Source organism: Pararhizobium sp. DWP1-1-3 (assembly GCF_049896125.1).
GTDB lineage: Bacteria > Pseudomonadota > Alphaproteobacteria > Rhizobiales > Rhizobiaceae > Pararhizobium.
Genome location: NZ_JAFCTR010000007.1, coordinates 259,373 through 276,683 on the forward strand (window position 1 = coordinate 259,373; position 17,311 = coordinate 276,683).

13 protein-coding genes are annotated in these 17,311 nt (G+C 61.4%); 10 read left to right on the top strand and 3 right to left on the bottom strand.

Going from position 1 to position 17,311, the window contains the following annotated elements:
* Positions 1 to 249 precede the first annotated feature (249 nt).
* Entirely contained in the window at positions 250 to 2,094 is a 1,845-nt protein-coding gene (ilvD, locus tag ACP7BS_RS16905; protein WP_426239017.1) for a dihydroxy-acid dehydratase, read from the top strand.
* Between the two features lie 239 nt (positions 2,095 to 2,333).
* The gene (locus tag ACP7BS_RS16910; RefSeq protein ID WP_426229744.1) at positions 2,334 to 3,260 is read left to right on the top strand and encodes a cation diffusion facilitator family transporter; all 927 of its coding nucleotides are present in this window, start codon (positions 2,334 to 2,336) and stop codon (positions 3,258 to 3,260) included.
* A 31-nt stretch (positions 3,261 to 3,291) separates the two neighbouring features.
* On the opposite strand, the gene ACP7BS_RS16915 is transcribed toward ACP7BS_RS16910, so the two are convergent.
* From ACP7BS_RS16915 to ACP7BS_RS16925, 3 genes are all read right to left on the bottom strand, one after another.
* Positions 3,292 to 4,017 carry a methyltransferase domain-containing protein gene (locus tag ACP7BS_RS16915; protein ID WP_426239018.1) on the bottom strand — a complete coding sequence of 242 codons (726 nt, stop codon included), beginning with the start codon at positions 4,015 to 4,017 and terminating at the stop codon, positions 3,292 to 3,294.
* 359 nt (positions 4,018 to 4,376) lie between these two features.
* The gene (locus tag ACP7BS_RS16920; protein WP_426239019.1) at positions 4,377 to 4,775 is read right to left on the bottom strand and encodes a VOC family protein; all 399 of its coding nucleotides are present in this window, start codon (positions 4,773 to 4,775) and stop codon (positions 4,377 to 4,379) included.
* Between the two features lie 59 nt (positions 4,776 to 4,834).
* Entirely contained in the window at positions 4,835 to 5,281 is a 447-nt protein-coding gene (locus tag ACP7BS_RS16925) for a MarR family winged helix-turn-helix transcriptional regulator (RefSeq protein ID WP_426239020.1), read from the bottom strand.
* Between the two features lie 75 nt (positions 5,282 to 5,356).
* On the opposite strand from ACP7BS_RS16925, the gene ACP7BS_RS16930 reads away from it, so the two are divergent.
* The 8 genes from ACP7BS_RS16930 to ACP7BS_RS16965 all read left to right on the top strand — a co-directional run bounded on the left by ACP7BS_RS16930 (position 5,357) and on the right by ACP7BS_RS16965 (position 17,264).
* Positions 5,357 to 6,085, top strand: a complete 729-nt coding sequence (locus tag ACP7BS_RS16930; protein ID WP_426239045.1) for a DUF899 domain-containing protein — start codon at positions 5,357 to 5,359, stop codon at positions 6,083 to 6,085.
* 245 nt (positions 6,086 to 6,330) lie between these two features.
* Positions 6,331 to 7,104: a VOC family protein gene (locus ACP7BS_RS16935; protein ID WP_426239021.1), complete on the top strand. Its 774-nt coding sequence runs from the start codon at positions 6,331 to 6,333 to the stop codon at positions 7,102 to 7,104.
* A 71-nt stretch (positions 7,105 to 7,175) separates the two neighbouring features.
* Positions 7,176 to 7,562, top strand: coding sequence for a VOC family protein (locus tag ACP7BS_RS16940; RefSeq protein ID WP_426239022.1), 387 nt, complete (start codon positions 7,176 to 7,178; stop codon positions 7,560 to 7,562).
* A 105-nt stretch (positions 7,563 to 7,667) separates the two neighbouring features.
* Entirely contained in the window at positions 7,668 to 9,008 is a 1,341-nt protein-coding gene (locus ACP7BS_RS16945; RefSeq protein WP_426239023.1) for an FAD-binding oxidoreductase, read from the top strand.
* Positions 9,009 to 9,148: 140 nt separating this feature from the next.
* Positions 9,149 to 12,481, top strand: coding sequence for a DUF2126 domain-containing protein (locus tag ACP7BS_RS16950; protein ID WP_426239024.1), 3,333 nt, complete (start codon positions 9,149 to 9,151; stop codon positions 12,479 to 12,481).
* 7 nt (positions 12,482 to 12,488) lie between these two features.
* Positions 12,489 to 14,903: a circularly permuted type 2 ATP-grasp protein gene (locus ACP7BS_RS16955; RefSeq protein WP_426239025.1), complete on the top strand. Its 2,415-nt coding sequence runs from the start codon at positions 12,489 to 12,491 to the stop codon at positions 14,901 to 14,903.
* A gap of 39 nt (positions 14,904 to 14,942) precedes the next feature.
* Positions 14,943 to 15,821, top strand: a complete 879-nt coding sequence (locus ACP7BS_RS16960; RefSeq protein ID WP_426239026.1) for a transglutaminase family protein — start codon at positions 14,943 to 14,945, stop codon at positions 15,819 to 15,821.
* 180 nt (positions 15,822 to 16,001) lie between these two features.
* Positions 16,002 to 17,264: a vWA domain-containing protein gene (locus ACP7BS_RS16965; RefSeq protein ID WP_426239027.1), complete on the top strand. Its 1,263-nt coding sequence runs from the start codon at positions 16,002 to 16,004 to the stop codon at positions 17,262 to 17,264.
* Positions 17,265 to 17,311 lie beyond the last annotated feature (47 nt).

The following is a 17,311-nucleotide window of genomic DNA, read 5'->3' on the forward strand; positions in this document are numbered from 1 at the left end:
AAACCCTGCGCTACATGCAACATATTCGACAGATCGGGCCAAACGTGCAATTCCTGGCGATGCCGCCACAAGGCAATCCATTTCAGCGTGCACTGCTGAGAGATCCGCGATACCATTCGCGTCCAAAAAACACGAAATATTGTTACGAAATTCGTGACGTGGGCGCAGTTTTGCGCTAGGAACCGCTGAAATTGTGGTCCCTGAACCCTATATCTGCCGTTCACCCAGACAAGATCAAGGAAGACGTCCATGCCCGCCTATCGCTCCCGCACCACCACCCACGGCCGCAACATGGCCGGCGCTCGCGGCCTCTGGCGCGCGACGGGCATGAAGGACAGCGACTTCGGCAAGCCGATTATTGCGGTGGTCAACTCGTTCACCCAGTTCGTGCCGGGCCATGTGCACCTCAAGGACCTTGGCCAGCTGGTTGCCCGCGAGATCGAAGCCCATGGCGGCGTCGCCAAGGAATTCAACACCATCGCCGTCGATGACGGCATCGCCATGGGCCATGACGGCATGCTCTATTCGCTGCCGTCGCGCGAAATCATCGCCGACAGCGTCGAATACATGGTCAACGCCCACTGCGCCGATGCGATGGTCTGCATTTCCAACTGTGACAAGATTACCCCCGGCATGCTGATGGCATCGCTGCGCCTCAACATCCCCACGATCTTCGTCTCCGGCGGCCCGATGGAAGCAGGCAAGGTGCTGCTCTCCGACGGCAAGATTCATTCGCTCGACCTGGTCGATGCGATGGTCGCCGCTGCCGACGAAAATATGTCGGACGAGGACGTCCAGACCATCGAACGCTCGGCCTGCCCGACCTGCGGCTCCTGCTCCGGCATGTTCACCGCCAATTCGATGAACTGTCTGACCGAGGCGCTTGGCCTGTCCCTGCCCGGCAACGGCTCGACGCTGGCCACCCATTCCGACCGTGAAAAGCTGTTCCTGGAAGCCGGCCGCCGCATTGTCGGTCTCGCCAAGCGCTACTACGAGCAGGACGACGAAACCGCGCTGCCACGCACCATCGCCTCGAAGGGTGCCTTCGAGAATGCCATGGCACTGGATATCGCCATGGGCGGCTCGACCAATACCGTGCTGCACATCCTGGCTGCCGCCCATGAAGGCGAAATCGATTTCAATCTGGACGACATCGACCGCCTGTCGCGCAAGGTTCCGTGCCTCTCCAAGGTCGCACCGGCCAAGGCAGACGTGCATATGGAAGACGTGCACCGCGCCGGCGGCATCATGGCCATCCTCGGCGAGCTCAACCGTGCCGGCCTGCTGAACGCCGGCCTGCCGACCGTCCATGCCAAGACGCTCGGCGACGCGCTGTCGCAATGGGATATTTCCGTCACCGACAATCCGGCTGCGCTCGAACTGTTCAGCGCCGCTCCCGGCGGCGTCCCGACGCAGGTTGCCTTCAGCCAGAGCGCCCGCTGGAAGGAACTCGATCTCGACCGCGAAAAGGGCGTCATCCGCGATGCCCAGCATCCGTTCTCCAAGGATGGCGGTCTCGCTGTCCTGAAGGGCAATATCGCCCCCAACGGCTGCATCGTGAAGACGGCCGGCGTGGACGAATCGATATTGAAATTCTCCGGACCCGCCCGCGTCTTCGAAAGCCAGGATTCGTCGGTCAAGGCGATCCTTTCCAACGAGATCAAGGCCGGCGACGTCGTCGTCATCCGTTATGAAGGCCCGAAGGGTGGCCCGGGCATGCAGGAAATGCTCTATCCGACCAGCTACCTGAAATCGAAGGGCCTCGGCAAGGCCTGCGCACTGATCACCGACGGCCGCTTCTCCGGCGGCACGTCGGGCCTTTCGATCGGCCACGTCTCGCCGGAAGCTGCAAATGGCGGCCTGATCGGCATCGTGCGCGAAGGCGACATGATCGACATCGACATCCCCAACCGGACGATCTCGCTGCGCGTCAGTGAAGCGGAAATCGCCGCTCGCAGCGCCGAGCAGGACGCCAAGGGCTGGAAGCCGGTCGAACTGCGCAAGCGCAAGGTCACCACGGCGCTGAAAGCCTACGCCGCCTTCGCCACCTCGGCCGACCGCGGCGCAGTCCGCGATCTGGGTGACCTCGGCTAAAACGGGCGACGCGCCTTCATCAACTCCTAGCGCACCCCTGAATCCCAACGGATTCAGGGGTGTTTCTTTTTCCGCCGCAAAGACTCTTCTGGGTTAGGCGATGCGCTGCAAGCCGGCACATGGTTGCAGTTCTTTGCCAAGCCGCCATTCGGCCGTCATTGCGATATAGTCAAATCCGCGAAACGCGCCCACAATCCCCATAAGTCCGTCCCAAAGCCCACCACACTCCGAGCAAACCCATGCAAGCCGAACAGACCGTCCTGAAAATCTCCATCGGCGTGACCATCCTGATCGCCTGTTCCGGTATTCTCTTCGGCATCGTCACCGGCTCTTTCTCGATCGCCTTCGACGGGGTCTATTCCCTGGCCGATGCCAGCATGAGCACGCTGGCTTTGGTGGTTGCCAAGCTGATTGCCAGCGATACCGATCCGAGCCGCGGCAGGGGCAAGCTGCGAGCACGGTTTTCCCTCGGCTTCTGGCATCTCGAGCCGATCGTACTCGGGCTGAACGGCATCCTGTTGATGAGCGTCGCCGTTTACGCCCTGATCAACGCGATCATCAGCATCCTCTCCGGTGGCCATACGCTCGAATTCGACTATGCGATCCTCTACGCCGCTATAGCGCTCGTGGCGTGCCTGACCATGGCGATCGTCGTCCGGAAGAAAAACGCCACCATCCGCTCCGAGTTTCTGACGTTGGATGCCACCGCATGGATCATGTCCGCCGGCATCACCGCTGCCTTGCTGATCGCCTTCATCGGCGGCTTTGTCGTGGAAGGCACGTCGCTTGCGTGGATCGCACCCTATATCGATCCGGCCGTTCTGGCGCTGGTCTCGGTCGTCATCATCCCGATGCCGGTCGGCACCGTGCGCCAGGCGCTGTCGGATATTCTGCTGATGACGCCAATGCCGTTGCGGGCAAGGATCGATGAAGTGGCTGAGGAGGTGGTCCAGGAACAGGCTTTCCTGTCCCATCGCGCCTATGTCGCCCGTATCGGTCGCCTGATGCAGGTGGAGCTCTATTTCATCGTGCCGCCCGGCATGCCCGCCCGCACGATCGAAGAGTGGGACCAGTTGCGCGATGACATCGGCGCCCGCATCGGCAGCGAAGGCCCCAACCGCTGGCTGACCATCGCCTTTACGGCCGATACGGAATGGGCGGAATAGCACTTTCCCGTGAGAGAACGGGCGCGCGCCGCTACTTCCGCGCAGAAACCAGAAGGAACATCGGCCGCTCGCGCTCCTCCGCCCATTCCGGATGGGCGAGAACCTGCTCCAGCGACGGCCCCCATTCCTCGACATGTTGCAAGGTAAACCCGAGGCCGATCAGGATGTTGATCAGCGTTCCCAAAGTCCGGTGCTGCTTGACGACGCCCTTGGCCAGCCAATCCGTCGTGCGCGGACCTTCATCGAGATAGCCGTTGACCGGCCATGTCGCACGACCGTCGACATCCTTCGACCAGCCGGGATGGGCAGGTGCCATGTAGATCGGATGCTCGATCGAAAACACCAGCTGGCCGCCGTTCACCAGCGCCGCATGGACGCGCGCCAGAAGCGCCTCAAGGTCGCTGATATAGTGGAAGGCGAGCGAACTGTAGACGAGGTCGAAGGATGCTTCCGGCAATTCCAGCACCTCAAGATCGGCCTTTTCATAGACGATCGCCGGATCGGACGTTGCCCGCGCCCGCGCCAGCATGTTCTCCGAAACATCGAAACCGAGCACGGTTGCCGCACCTTCCTCCCACGCAAACCGGCAGAACCATCCAAAGCCACAGCCGAGATCGACAACCTGCCGGCCGTTCAGATCGGGCAGCAGCGCCCGGATCGACGCCCATTCCGCCGCCCCGTCCAGCCCCTCCACCGACCGGCCAAGCTGGCTATAGCCTTCGAAGAATTCGGGATTGTCGTAGACGTTCTGGGTCATGTTTCACCATGTTCTTTGTCGTCGGGGGACGCATATCGCGATGCCTGCCCCGTCATGTCAGCGTTTTGTGGCAGGAATTGTGGGATCGGGAATGCGTTTTCACAAAATGAGATGGGGCATAAAGGATCGGTTATGGACTTTGGCCAACCTCATCCTCCGTCATCCTCGCCCTTGTGGCGGGGACCCAGCCACGGCGCGTCCGCGCCGTGAGGAGACTCCTTCAATCGCAACCTAAAGAGTCTTGGGCGCCGTAGACATGGCACACTGGCCCCCCGGGGCGAGCCCGAGGACGACGGAGGAGAATTTTCTGCCGCAGAACAATCGAGGACACGCAGAGGCAATCGAAGACACCCTCCCCATCAACCCGCCGCCTGCGGCTCCATATAGGCCAGCTCCCAGACATGACCGTCCGGATCCTGAAAACTGCAGCCATACATGAAGCCATAGTCCATCACCGGCCGCCATGCCTTGCCGCCGAGCGACAGGGCCTTGGCCAAGGTCTCGTCCACCTCCTCACGGCTTCCGGCCGAGAGCGCCGTCAGCACTTCCGTCACCTTGCTGGTGTCGCTGATCTCGTCGATGATGAATTCCTTGAAGCGCGTCTCGTGCATCAGCATGACGAAGATGTTTTCCTCGACGATCATGCACAGCGTATCGTCGCTGGAGAAATCCGGATTGAAGCCGAATCCCAGCCCGGCGAAGAATGCCTTCGACCGCGAAATGTCCTTGACCGGCAGGTTTACGAAAATCATCCTCATGAACAGTCTCCTCATTGTTGATGGGGTTGTCCGCTCGTTGAGCGGACAGCAATGGATGCTCAGGCAAGCGCCAGAAGGTCGGAGCGCAAGCGGTCCGGCCGCCCCTCGCCCAGCGCGTCATCGACATCGGCATGCGTGCTTTTCCAGATCGGCACCGCCATCGACAACAACGCATGGCCTGAAGGCGTCAGCTTCATTCGCCGCAAGCGTCGGTCCTTGTCATCGGCCACGGTCACCACCAGCCCGCGTTTCTCCAGCGGTTTCAACGCGGCCGTCAGAGTGGTGCGGTCCATCGCCAGAAGACGGGCAACCGGCCCCATGCCCGGTGGGTCCGGCCGATTGAGCGACATCAGCAGGGAAAACTGGCCGTTGGTCAGATCGAGCGGCCGCAAAGCGTCATCGAATTTGCGCGCCAACGCCCGCGCCGCGCGCTGCACATGAAGGCACAGGCATGTGTCGCGGACATGAAGGGTGGTCTGAAAGGGAATCACGATGGGCTTTGACATGCTTACATAATGTTGATATCAACCTATTCAGTCAAGCGGAACGAAACGCGATTTTCTGAGGAGGAATGAACGATGTTGAGCAATCCGGTTGTATCCCGCGACGAATGGCTTGAGGCGCGCAGGGCGCTGCTCGCCACCGAGAAGGAAGAGACGAAACTGCGCGACAAGATCCGCGCCGGCCGGCAGAACATGCCGTGGGTCAAGATCGACAAGACCTACACATTCGACACGCCCGCCGGCAAAAAGACGTTGGCCGACCTGTTCGACGGCCGCAGCCAGCTGATGATCTACCATTTCATGTTCGGCCCCGACTGGGAGGCCGGCTGCCCGGGCTGCTCTTTCCTGTCCGATCATATCGACGGCACGCTTGCCCATCTCAACAATCACGACGTCACCTATGTGACGGTCTCCCGCGCCCCGCTTGACAAGATCGAAGCCTACAAGACGCGCATGGGCTGGAAATTCCCCTGGGTCTCGTCCGTCAGTAGCGACTTCAATTTCGACTACCATGTCTCTTTCACCAAGGAGGAGCTGGAAAGCGGCAAGGTCTTTTATAATTTCCGCGAGATCTCCGGCGACGACGCCAATGACGAACTGCCCGGCATGAGCGCCTTCATTCGCGACGAGGCCGGCAATGTCTACCACACCTATTCCGACTACGCCCGCGGCGGCGAGGAGATCCTCACCACCCTGATGATCCTCGACCGCGCACCAAAGGGCCGCAACGAGACCGGAACCCTCAGCTTCGTGAAGCGTCATGACGAATATGACACCGAGCCTAAGGCGCAGTCCTGCTGCGCCTGACATGACCGACCGGCAATCACGCTTGAAACGTTTCCAGCAAGACTGCGCAGCGGTTTTGCGTCCGGCATGCTGAAGAAGACGCAGATCGAACGTTTTTCGCGATCGAGGCAGTCCTTGTAGACGGCCACCGCCGCCTGCAACTCACGTGGAAACCGGTCATGTCCTGCGAGCATCACCGCATTTGAACATTGCAACCACCCTATTTTCCGGCCGGATGGCCATCAACATCAAAGAGGAGGATTGTTATGAAAAAGCCGCACGGCGCGTTCGTCTGGTACGAACTGATGACCACCGATACCAAGGCTGCCGAAGCTTTCTACGATGATGTTGTCGGCTGGACCTCGGCCGATTCCGGCATGCCGGATGCGAACTACACGCTGTTCAAGACCAACGGCCTGCGCGTTGCCGGACTGATGACCATGCCGGAAAGTGCCCTTACGATGAACATTCCGCCGGCCTGGCTCGGCTATGTCGGCGTCGATGACGTCGATGCCGCAGCCAAGAAGCTTGCCAAGCTCGGCGGCACCGTCCACCGTCAGCCGGACGATATTCCGGGCGTTGGCCGCTTCGCCGTCGTCGCCGACCCGCACGGCGCTGTCTTTGCCCTGTTCGGCACCGATGATGGCGACATGCCGGATATCAAGCAGATGGACCCCGGCAGCATCGGCTGGCACGAACTGATGGCCGGTGATCTCGCCACCGACCTGCCCTTCTATCAGGAAATGTTCGGCTGGAAGAAGGACGAGGGTCTGGATATGGGCGACATGGGCGTCTACCAGCTCTTCTCCCACGATGGCGCCCAGATCGGCGGCATGATGAAAAAGCCGGAGACGATCCCTGCGCCGCCCTATTGGGGGTTCTACTTCAACGTCGAAGCCCTCGATGCCGCCATCGCACGGTCAACCGCCAAGGGTGGCAAAGTCGTCAACGGCCCGATGGAAGTTCCCGGCGGCGCCTGGGTGGTCAATTGCGTCGATCCTCAAGGCGCCTATTTCAATCTTGTGGCAATGAAACGGTAAATCCGTCTCCCCACGGCAAGGCCCCGGCGTAAAACCGCCGGGGCCTTGCCGCCAGCCACTCCGGAGCCCCCATGAAGCTTGACGCGATCGAGGTCATCACCTTGTTTGTCGATGACATCGACGAAGCAAGGTCGTTCTACCAAACGGCCTTTGCGGCCGAAATCGTCTACCAGGACGCGGTATCCGCTGTGCTGAAATTCGCGGGCACCATGGTCAACCTGCTGAAATCAACGGAAGCACCGGAGCTGGTCGCACCGTCAATCGTCGCCAAGTCATCGTCAGGCTCGCGCGTCCTCCTGACGATCAAGGTGGATGACACCGACGGCGCCTGCGCCGAGCTGCAGCGGCGCGGTGTGACGCTGCTCAACGGTCCGGTCGATCGCCCCTGGGGACGCCGCACCGCAGCCTTCGCCGATCCTTCCGGCCATGTCTGGGAGATCGCCCAGGAGCTCAGCTGACGGCGTGCGTCGCGCGCTCGCGCGGCAGATGCATTGCCTCCAAACAGGGCATTTCTGCACTCGCTAAAATATGGTAGATGTCGCCACCAGTCGGGGGCAAGCATCATGTCCAATTCGCTGCTAGACGCGCTGACCGCTGCAGATCTTCACTGCCCGGTGATCATGGCCGGTCATCCGGAATACGATCACTATCGCCGGGTCTGGAACGGCATCGCCGATCGGCTGCCTCTCGCGATCGTGCGGCCGCAGGAGGTCGAGGATGTTCAAAAAGCCGTGCGTGCGGCGGCCTCGTCCGGCGCCTTGCTCGCTGTGCGCGGCGGCGGCCACAGCCTGCCCGGCTTCTCCACCTGCAATGACGGCCTGGTGCTCGACCTGTCTCTGATCCATTCCGTCGTCATCGACAACATCGCCCAAACCGTCGATGTCGGCGGCGGCGCTTTGCTTGGCGATCTCGATCGCGCAACGGTTCCGAGAGACTATATCGTCCCGGCAGGCGTGATTTCCCACACGGGGATCGCTGGCCTGACACTGGGCGGCGGCATGGGCTGGGCAAGCCGGAAATATGGGCTGACGATCGACAGCCTGCTGGGTGCCGAGATCGTGCTTGCCACCGGAGATATCACCTGGACGAGCCCAACTTGGAACCCCGAGCTGTTCTGGGCTATTCGCGGTGGCGGCGGAAATTTCGGCGTCGTCACCCGTTTCAGGTTCCAGTTGCATGCGTTCAGCGGCATCGTCGCCGGCCAATGGATCTACCCGATCGAGCAGGCCCAGAAGGTCCTGTCTGTATTGCGCGATCGGGCGCGTCAACAATCCCGCGATTTTGCCGTTTCCTTCACCGCATCCCAATCTGGCATCCACGTCACAGCCGTCTGGTTCGGCGATGCCGGCCTTGCCACCGCTGCACTGTTGCCTTTCGGAGCCTTGGCGGACGGCGCCAGCGGCGGGCTTGAAAACCTGTCCTATCTCACCTTGCAAAGCCGCAATGACGTGGCTTTCGCGTGGTCGCGCCGTTACTATGCCAAGGGTGGCTTCTGGTCCGATATCAGTGACCAGGCGATTGTGCATCTCATCGACGCAATCGCTCGTGCACCGACGCCGGATTGCGAGATCTATGCCATGCAGCTGGGGGGCGCCATCCGTGACGTGCCGGATGAGGCAGCCGCCTATACCGGACGGGAAGCAGGCTATTATTGGCTGTCCGAGCCCATCTGGGACGATATCGCCGACGACGACAGATGCATTGCCTGGGGCCGCGCGACCGGCCGGTTGCTGTCCGATGCGTCAATCACCGGCAACTATGTCAACGAACAGAGCGACACCGGCTTGAGCATCGCCCGAGATGCCTATGGCGATGAAAAATACCGGCGCCTCGCACGGTTGAAGGCCCGTCTCGATCCCGCCAACCTGTTCCGCCTCAATCAGAATATCGAGCCGCAGGAATAGCGCCCGTCAGGCGCCTGCTTCGTCTTGCCCTTGGGAAATGAATCCGTCCGGCGGGAATTGCGCCTTGCAATCTCTCTTCGCATTGCACAAAATCCCCGCAATGGCGGCATAGACCCGTCATCAAGGGGATAAAAATCTGCATGGCGATCAAAGCAAGCATCTATCACCTCACACATTACAAGTATGACAAGCCGGTCCGGCTCGGTCCCCAGATCATCCGGCTGAAGCCGGCGGCCCATTCCAAGACCAAGGTGATCAGCCACTCGCTCAAGGTCACGCCGGAAAATCACTTCGTCACGCTGCAGCAGGATCCCTACGGCAACTACCTCTCCCGCTATGTCTTCCCCGACCCCGTCACCGAGTTCAAGATCGAGGTCGATCTCGTCGCCGACATGACGGTCTACAATCCCTTCGACTTCTTCATCGAGGAAGAGGCCGAGACTTTCCCCTTCACCTATCCCGAAGATATCCGCGACGACCTGAAGATCTACATGCAGCCGGAGCCGATGAGCCCGGCGCTGGAAGCCTATATCAACGGCATCGACCTGACGCCGATGCGCACCATCGACTTCATCGTCGGCCTGAACGCCCGCCTGCAGCAGAAGGTCAACTATATCATCCGCATGGAACCCGGCGTCCAGACACCGGAAGAGACCCTGCTGCTGGCGCTTGGTTCCTGCCGCGATTCCAGCTGGCTCTTGGTGCAAATTCTGCGCAATCTCGGGCTGGCCGCCCGCTTCGTCTCCGGCTACCTCATCCAGCTTGCCCCGGATCTGAAAGCGCTCGACGGCCCGTCCGGCACCGAGGTGGATTTCACTGATCTGCATGCCTGGTGCGAAGTCTATATTCCTGGCGCCGGCTGGGTCGGACTTGACCCGACATCCGGCCTTCTGACCGGCGAAAGTCACATCCCGCTGGCGGCCACGCCGCATTACCGCAACGCCGCGCCGATTTCCGGCGGTCTCTATGGCGACGCCAACACCACCTTCGATTTCGCCATGACCGTCAGCCGCGTGGCTGAGCATCCGCGCATCACCAAGCCGTTTTCCGAGGAAAGCTGGCAGGCGCTGAATGCGCTCGGCGAGCATGTCGACAAGGTGCTGAACGGCAGCGACGTCCGCCTGACCATGGGCGGCGAGCCGACCTTCGTTTCCATCGACGATTTCGAATCGGAAGAATGGAACACCGGCGCCGTCGGCCCGACCAAGCGCGACAAGGCCGACGAGCTGATCCGCCGCCTGCGCGAACGCTTCGCTCCCGGCGGCTTCCTGCATTACGGCCAGGGCAAGTGGTATCCCGGCGAAAGCCTGCCGCGCTGGACCTTCTCGCTCTACTGGCGCAAGGACGGATTGCCGATCTGGCACAATCCCGATCTGATCGCTGCCGAGGGCCAGGATACCAAGGTCACCGACAAGGAGGCAGCAGCGCTTCTCACCGGCATCGCCGCCGAGCTTGAGATCGAACCGGAGATGATCATCCCCGCCTTCGAGGATCCCGCCGAATGGATCATCAAGGAAGGCAGCCTGCCGGAAAATGTCGATCCGGAAAATTCAAAGCTGGAAAGCCCGGAGGAACGCGCCCGCATCGCCAAGGTGTTCGAGCGCGGCCTGACGACGCCGACCGGCTACATTCTTCCCGTCCAGGCGTGGAATTCCAAGGCCGAGGGCCAGAAATGGATCTCCGAGAAATGGCGCACCCGCCGCGGCAAGATCTTCCTGATGCCGGGCGATTCGCCGATCGGCTTCCGCATGCCGCTCGGCACGCTGCCTTACGTGCCGCCGTCGGAATATCCCTATATCCACCCGGAAGACCCGTCGATCGACCGCCAGCCTCTTCCGGATTACGGAACGCCGGCCAGAGCCTTGGCCGAGGCCTCCCGCAAGGCGGCCACCGACGCCCGCCAGAAGCGCATCGAGCAGGTGCTGGAAGCGGCGAATGCCGATATCCGCGGTGCTGTGCGCACCGCCATGAGCGTCGAGCCGCGCGATGGGCGTCTCTGCGTCTTCATGCCGCCGGTCGAGCGCATCGAGGATTATCTGGAACTGATCGCCGCCGCTGAAAAAGCCGCGTCTGATCTTGGCCTGCCGATCCATATCGAGGGCTACTCGCCGCCGCAGGACGAGCGCATCAACGTCATGCGGGTCGCACCCGATCCCGGCGTCATCGAGGTCAATATTCACCCGGCCTCCAACTGGGCCGATTGCGTCGCCATCACCACGGCGATCTATGAGGAAGCCCGGCTTACCCGCCTTGGCGCCGACAAGTTCATGATCGACGGCCGCCACACCGGCACCGGCGGCGGCAACCATGTCGTGGTCGGCGGCAACAATCCCAACAACAGCCCGTTCCTGCGCCGGCCGGACCTGCTGAAGAGCCTGATCCTGCACTGGCAGCGCCATCCGGCGATGTCCTATCTGTTTTCCGGCATGTTCATCGGCCCGACCAGCCAGGCGCCGCGTGTCGACGAGGCCCGGCACGACACGCTGTACGAGCTCGAAATCGCCATGGCGCAGGTGCCTGTACCCGGCATGGCGCAGACCCCTCTGCCGTGGATGGTCGATCGCCTGTTCCGCAATCTCCTGACCGACGTCACCGGCAACACCCATCGTGCTGAAATCTGCATCGACAAGATGTTTTCGCCGGATGGCCCGACGGGGCGGCTGGGCCTGGTCGAGTTCCGCGGCTTCGAAATGCCGCCGAATGCCCGCATGAGCCTTGCCCAGCAGCTGCTGGTGCGGGCGTTGATCGCCCGCTACTGGCAGAACCCGGCCGAGGGCAAGCTGGTGCGCTGGGGCACCACCCTGCACGACCGCTTCATGCTGCCGCACTATGTCTGGCAGGACTTCCTCGACATCCTCAATGATCTCGGGGCCAACGGCTTCAATATCCGGCCGGAATGGTTCGAGGCCCAGCTCGAGTTCCGGTTCCCGTTCTGCGGCGAAGTCGAATATGAAGGTGCCAAGCTCGAACTGCGCCAGGCGCTGGAACCCTGGCATGTGATGGGCGAGGAAGGCGCGCCCGGCGGCACCGTGCGTTATGTCGACAGCTCCGTCGAGCGCCTGCAGGTGAAGCTGGAGACGGCCAATCCCGAACGCTACACCGTTGCCTGCAACGGCCGTGCCCTGCCGCTGACCAAGACCGGCTTCAATGGAGTTTCCGTTGCCGGTGTCCGCTACAAGGCCTGGCAGCCGGTGTCGGGTTTGCATCCCAATCTGCCGGTTAACACGCCGCTTACATTCGACATTTATGATACATGGTCGAAGCGTTCGATCGGCGGCTGCATCTATCATGTTGCCCATCCGGGCGGGCGCAGTTACGACACCTTTCCGGTGAACGGCAACGAAGCGGAAGCCCGCAGGCTGGCCCGTTTCGAACCCTGGGGCCATACGGCCGGCGCTTATGCGCTGGCGCCGGAAGCCCCATCGGCAGAATTTCCCCTGACGCTCGATTTGCGGCGTCCGGCAGGCGTGTAGGACTTTGATGTCAAAGAAGCAGACGGCCCACGCGACACTGAGCGAAGACCGGATCGGCAACGATCCGGTCTTCGGCTATCGCGCCCTGCCCGGCATCGCCGATGAAATGCTCGATACGCAGGGCAATGTCCGGCCGGTCTGGCAGCATTTTCTCGCCTCCATCGGCCGCATGGACGAGACCGAGCTCTCCAACCGTTTCGCCCGCGCCGATCGCTATCTGCGCGATGCCGGCGTATTCTACCGCGCCTATGGCACCAAGGAGAATTCTGAGCGTAGCTGGCCGCTTTCCCACGTTCCGGTTCTGATCGACGACGTGGAGTGGCAGGCGGTCTCCAAAGGCCTCATCCAGCGCGCCGAATTGCTGGAGCGCATGGCCGCCGATATCTACGGCCCGAACCGGCTGGTGGCCGAAGGTTTTCTGCCACCGTCGCTGGTCGCCTCCAACCCGGAATTCCTGCGTCCGATGGTCGGCGTGCTTCCGGCCGATGGCCATTTCCTGCATTTCTGTTCGTTCGAGATCGGCCGCGGTCCGGATGGCAACTGGTGGGTGCTGTCGGACCGCACCGAGGCGCCGTCGGGTGCCGGCTTCGCGCTGGAAAACCGCGTCGCCACCACCCGCGCCTTCTCCGATCTCTACGCCGAAACCCATGTCCATCGCCTGGCCGGCTTCTTCGGCGCTTTCCGCGACGAACTGCAATCGCGCAAGAAACATCCGGACGACCGCATCGCCGTTCTGACCCCCGGCGTTGCCAACGAAACTTATTTCGAGCACGCCTATATCGCCCGCTATCTCGGCTTCATGCTGCTCGAAGGCGAAGATCTGACCGTTATCGACGGCCGCGTCATGGTCCGCACCGTGGCCGGCTTGAAGCCCGTCGGCGTGCTCTGGCGCCGCCTCGATGCCGCCTTTGCCGATCCGCTGGAATTGAACCAGAGCTCGCATATCGGCACGCCGGGCATCGTCGAGGCGCTACGCTCCGGCTCGGTGTCGATCGTCAATTCGCTCGGCTCCGGTATACTCGAAACCCGCGCCTTCCTCGCCTTCATGCCGACCATCTGCCGCCACCTGCTTGGCGAAGATCCGATCCTGCCGAGCATCGCCACCTGGTGGTGCGGCCAGCAGCCGGAACGCGATCAGGTGGCCGGCAATATCGAGAAAATGGTGATCGGCCCGGCCTATTCCACCCGCCCCTTCTTCGACGACAATGGCCAGTCCGTTCTCGGCTCGTCGCTGCGCGATACGGCGAAGGTGTCGGTCACCGACTGGCTGCAGACGGATGGCCCGAAACTTGTCGGCCAGGAGGTCGTCACCCTTTCCACCACACCCGCCTGGATCAACGGCAAGCTGACACCGCGGCCGATGAGCCTGCGCGTCTATGTCGCCCGCACCCGCGATGGCTGGCAGGTCATGCCGGGCGGCTTTGCCCGCATCGGCTCCGGTGCCGATGCCGCCGCCATCGCCATGCAGGCGGGCGGTTCGGCCGCCGACGTCTGGATCGTCAGCCAGAAGCCTGTGGAACACACGACGCTTCTGCCGGCCGAGGAAAGTTTCATCCGCATCATGCCCGGCAGCCTGCCGAGCCGGGCGGCCGATAATCTCTTCTGGCTCGGCCGCTATATCGAGCGGGCCGAAGGCGCGCTGCGCATCCTGCGCGCCTGGCATGGCCGTTATGCCGAAACCGCCAATACCGAAATGCCGCTGTTGAAGGACATCACCGACTATCTGGCCGTGCTCGATATCGACACCAAGCAGCCGGTCCCCGACAGCCTGATGGCCAACCTCAACAGCGCCCTGTTTTCCGCCAGCAATATCCGCGACCGTTTCTCCGCCGATGGCTGGCTGGCGCTGAACGATCTTGCCAAGACCGCCCGCAAATTCCAGTCGACGGTCCAGGCCGGCGACGACGCCACCCATGCAATGACCGTGCTCCTGCGCAAGCTCGCGGGCTTTGCCGGTCTGGTGCATGAAAACATGTACCGTTTTACCGGCTGGCGCTTTCTGTCGATCGGCCGCTATCTTGAGCGCGGGCTGCACATGACCAGGCTGCTCGGCCATATGTCCGGCGAGGATGCACCCGATGGCGCCTATGACATGCTGCTTGAAATCGGCGACAGCGTCATGACCCACCGCCGCCGCTACAACGTCAACACCGCAGCCCTCACCGTCACCGACCTCCTGGCGCTCGATCCGCTCAACCCGCGCTCGATCCTCTACCAGCTGAACGAGATCAAGACGGAGGTCGAGCAACTGCCGAACGCCTTCGTCAACGGCCAGATGTCGCCCTTCTACCGCGAGGCCATGAAGCTCCACGCCGGCCTTGCCGTCATGACCCCGGAAGCGATGAATTCCGAGGTCTACGACAATCTCGAACAGGAACTCGGCCGCTTCTCCGACATCCTCGCGCAAACCTATCTCGGATAAGATACGACGAACGCAGCACCGCGCCGGATTTGGGAACCCATGCTCTACGACATCAATCTGCGGATCACCTATACCTACGAAGTTCCGGTTTCCGGCGGCCGGCATGTCGTGCGCGTCCTGCCCTTGTCGCTTCCCGACCGCCAGCGCCTCGTTGCCGGCACCGTCACCTGCACGCCGGCACCGGAGGAACGGCGCGACAGCGTCGATTTCTTCGCCAATCCCTCGACCTCGATCCTGTTTCGCAAGCAGCACGAAAAACTGGTGATCCGCATGCAGGCCCGGGTCCAGCTTGAACAGCAGGCGCTTGCCGCCGATTTTTCGCCCGACCTCACCCGGTTCCCCACCGAGATCGCCAATGTTTGGTCGCTCGACGCCAATTCGCCGCATCATTTCCTCGGCACCAGCCCGCGCCTTCCCGAGGATGCAGCCATCTCCGCCTATGCCCGCGATATCGCCAAGCCCGGCATGACCATCCGCCAGATCGCCACAGCTGTCTGCGCGGAAATCCACAAGGACTTCGCGTACGATCCGAAGGCGACAACGGTCGATACCACTCCGCGCGAGGCGTTCGAGCTGAAGCGCGGCGTCTGCCAGGATTTCACCCATGTGATGATCACGGCGCTGCGCAGCCTCGGCATCCCGATCGGTTACGTCAGCGGCTTTCTCAGAACCATCCCGCCTGCCGGCAAGGAACGTCTCGAAGGCGCCGATGCCATGCATGCCTGGGTGCGCGTCTGGTGCGGAACCACGACCGGCTGGCTCGAACTTGACCCGACCAACAATATTTTTGCCGGATTGGATCATATCGTCGTTGGCCATGGCCGCGACTATAGCGACGTGGCGCCGGTTATCGGTGTCCTGAAAAGCTACGGATCGCATAAGACCGAACAGGCCGTCGATGTAATTCCGCTGCAGTGACCCGGAACAGGAAAGCCGGCTGTCTTGTTTCCGCACATCGCAACACCGGGTGGAATGCCTGGATTTCCGGCACAATTAGAATTGTATTCAATTACAACCCATGAGTTGAACTGGATCGTAATGTTTACGGGATAGACGTCGCTTCACCAAAAAAGGCAACGTCTGTTTCGAGTGGGGAAAATGGTAAAGCGATCGAAATTCCGGCAGTCTTGTTCAACCTTCATCGGCGACCGCGGCGGCAATTTCGCCCTGACGGCAGCATTGATCATTCCGGTCCTGTTCGCCGCCGGCGGCGTCGCCGTCGACATGGCGAGTATGATGATGGCCAAAAACCAGTTGCAGGAAGCAACGGACACCGCAGCCCTTGCCGCATCGTCGTCTCTCATCAACGAAGGCATGAGCATCCCGAACGCCACCAAGCTCGCCAGGGATTTTATGCTGTCGCAGCTGTCGCAATCGAAAAGCTCCTTGACCGCCGGCATGAGCCCTGAGGAGATTGCCGCTTTCGACGCTGCGTTTGTGAACAACACCAAGATCAACATCGTTGAAAAATCGGCGACCAACACTGTCGGCAACAGCAAGACCTACACCGTCGATATATCGTCCAATTACAGCCTGCCACTCAATCCTTTGACCCGGCTTCTTGGTCAGAAGTCCGCCCAAATCAGCGCGGCCAGCAAATCCTTGAGTTCATCGGAAACGAAGAATGCACTATCGATGTTCCTGGTCCTCGACCGCTCCGGCTCCATGGCCGAAAATACGGCGACGGTGAACAAGGATAAGCCGACGAAGAGCTATACCTATGACTGCAGCTACTACAGCGGCAGAAAGTATGTCTCAAAGACGTGCACGGGGACCGAAACGAACTTTATCACCAAGATCGAGGCCCTGAAAACAGCGACGGAAAGCCTTACCGGATATCTGAAAACCGCCGACCCGACCGGTGCACTGGTCAGAACTGGAGCTGTGTCCTACAACGCCTCCATGCAGAAGCAGACTGATCTGGTCTGGGGCACCGACAGCGCTGTCAGTTACGTCAAGGCACTGTCGGCAAGCGGCGGCACGGATTCCGGTGATGCCTTCGAGACCGCTTATGAAAAGCTGGTCCTCGTGAACAGTAAGAAGGAGATGGTCGAGGACGCCGCCCACTTCGCTAAAAACAAGCAGGTTCCGACGAAATATATCGTCTTCATGACCGACGGCGACAACAACTACACCTCGGCCGACACCGAAACGAAAAAATGGTGCGAGAAGGCTAGGGCAGACAAGATCCAGGTCTTCACGGTTGCCTTCATGGCACCAGCGCGCGGCCAAGCGCTTCTCGACTTCTGCGCGACCACGAAAGCGCACTATTTCAAGGCCGAGAATGCGGAGCAGCTGAACGAGGCTTTCAAATATATCGGTGAAAAAGCCTCGGCGATGACCGTTCGCCTGACGCAGTAACCGCTGATACCAGTGCGATCGAAAGCCCGTCCCGAAACAATCGGGGC

Coding starts and splice junctions, on each gene's coding strand:
- ACP7BS_RS16960 (WP_426239026.1), top strand. CDS start 14,943: ATGCTCTACGACATCAATCTGCGGATCACCTATACCTACGAAGTTCCG.
- ACP7BS_RS16920 (WP_426239019.1), bottom strand. CDS start 4,775: ATGAGGATGATTTTCGTAAACCTGCCGGTCAAGGACATTTCGCGGTCG.
- ACP7BS_RS16910 (WP_426229744.1), top strand. CDS start 2,334: ATGCAAGCCGAACAGACCGTCCTGAAAATCTCCATCGGCGTGACCATC.
- ACP7BS_RS16950 (WP_426239024.1), top strand. CDS start 9,149: ATGGCGATCAAAGCAAGCATCTATCACCTCACACATTACAAGTATGAC.
- ACP7BS_RS16940 (WP_426239022.1), top strand. CDS start 7,176: ATGAAGCTTGACGCGATCGAGGTCATCACCTTGTTTGTCGATGACATC.
- ACP7BS_RS16955 (WP_426239025.1), top strand. CDS start 12,489: ATGTCAAAGAAGCAGACGGCCCACGCGACACTGAGCGAAGACCGGATC.
- ACP7BS_RS16965 (WP_426239027.1), top strand. CDS start 16,002: ATGGTAAAGCGATCGAAATTCCGGCAGTCTTGTTCAACCTTCATCGGC.
- ACP7BS_RS16925 (WP_426239020.1), bottom strand. CDS start 5,281: ATGTCAAAGCCCATCGTGATTCCCTTTCAGACCACCCTTCATGTCCGC.
- ACP7BS_RS16915 (WP_426239018.1), bottom strand. CDS start 4,017: ATGACCCAGAACGTCTACGACAATCCCGAATTCTTCGAAGGCTATAGC.
- ilvD (WP_426239017.1), top strand. CDS start 250: ATGCCCGCCTATCGCTCCCGCACCACCACCCACGGCCGCAACATGGCC.
- ACP7BS_RS16935 (WP_426239021.1), top strand. CDS start 6,331: ATGAAAAAGCCGCACGGCGCGTTCGTCTGGTACGAACTGATGACCACC.
- ACP7BS_RS16945 (WP_426239023.1), top strand. CDS start 7,668: ATGTCCAATTCGCTGCTAGACGCGCTGACCGCTGCAGATCTTCACTGC.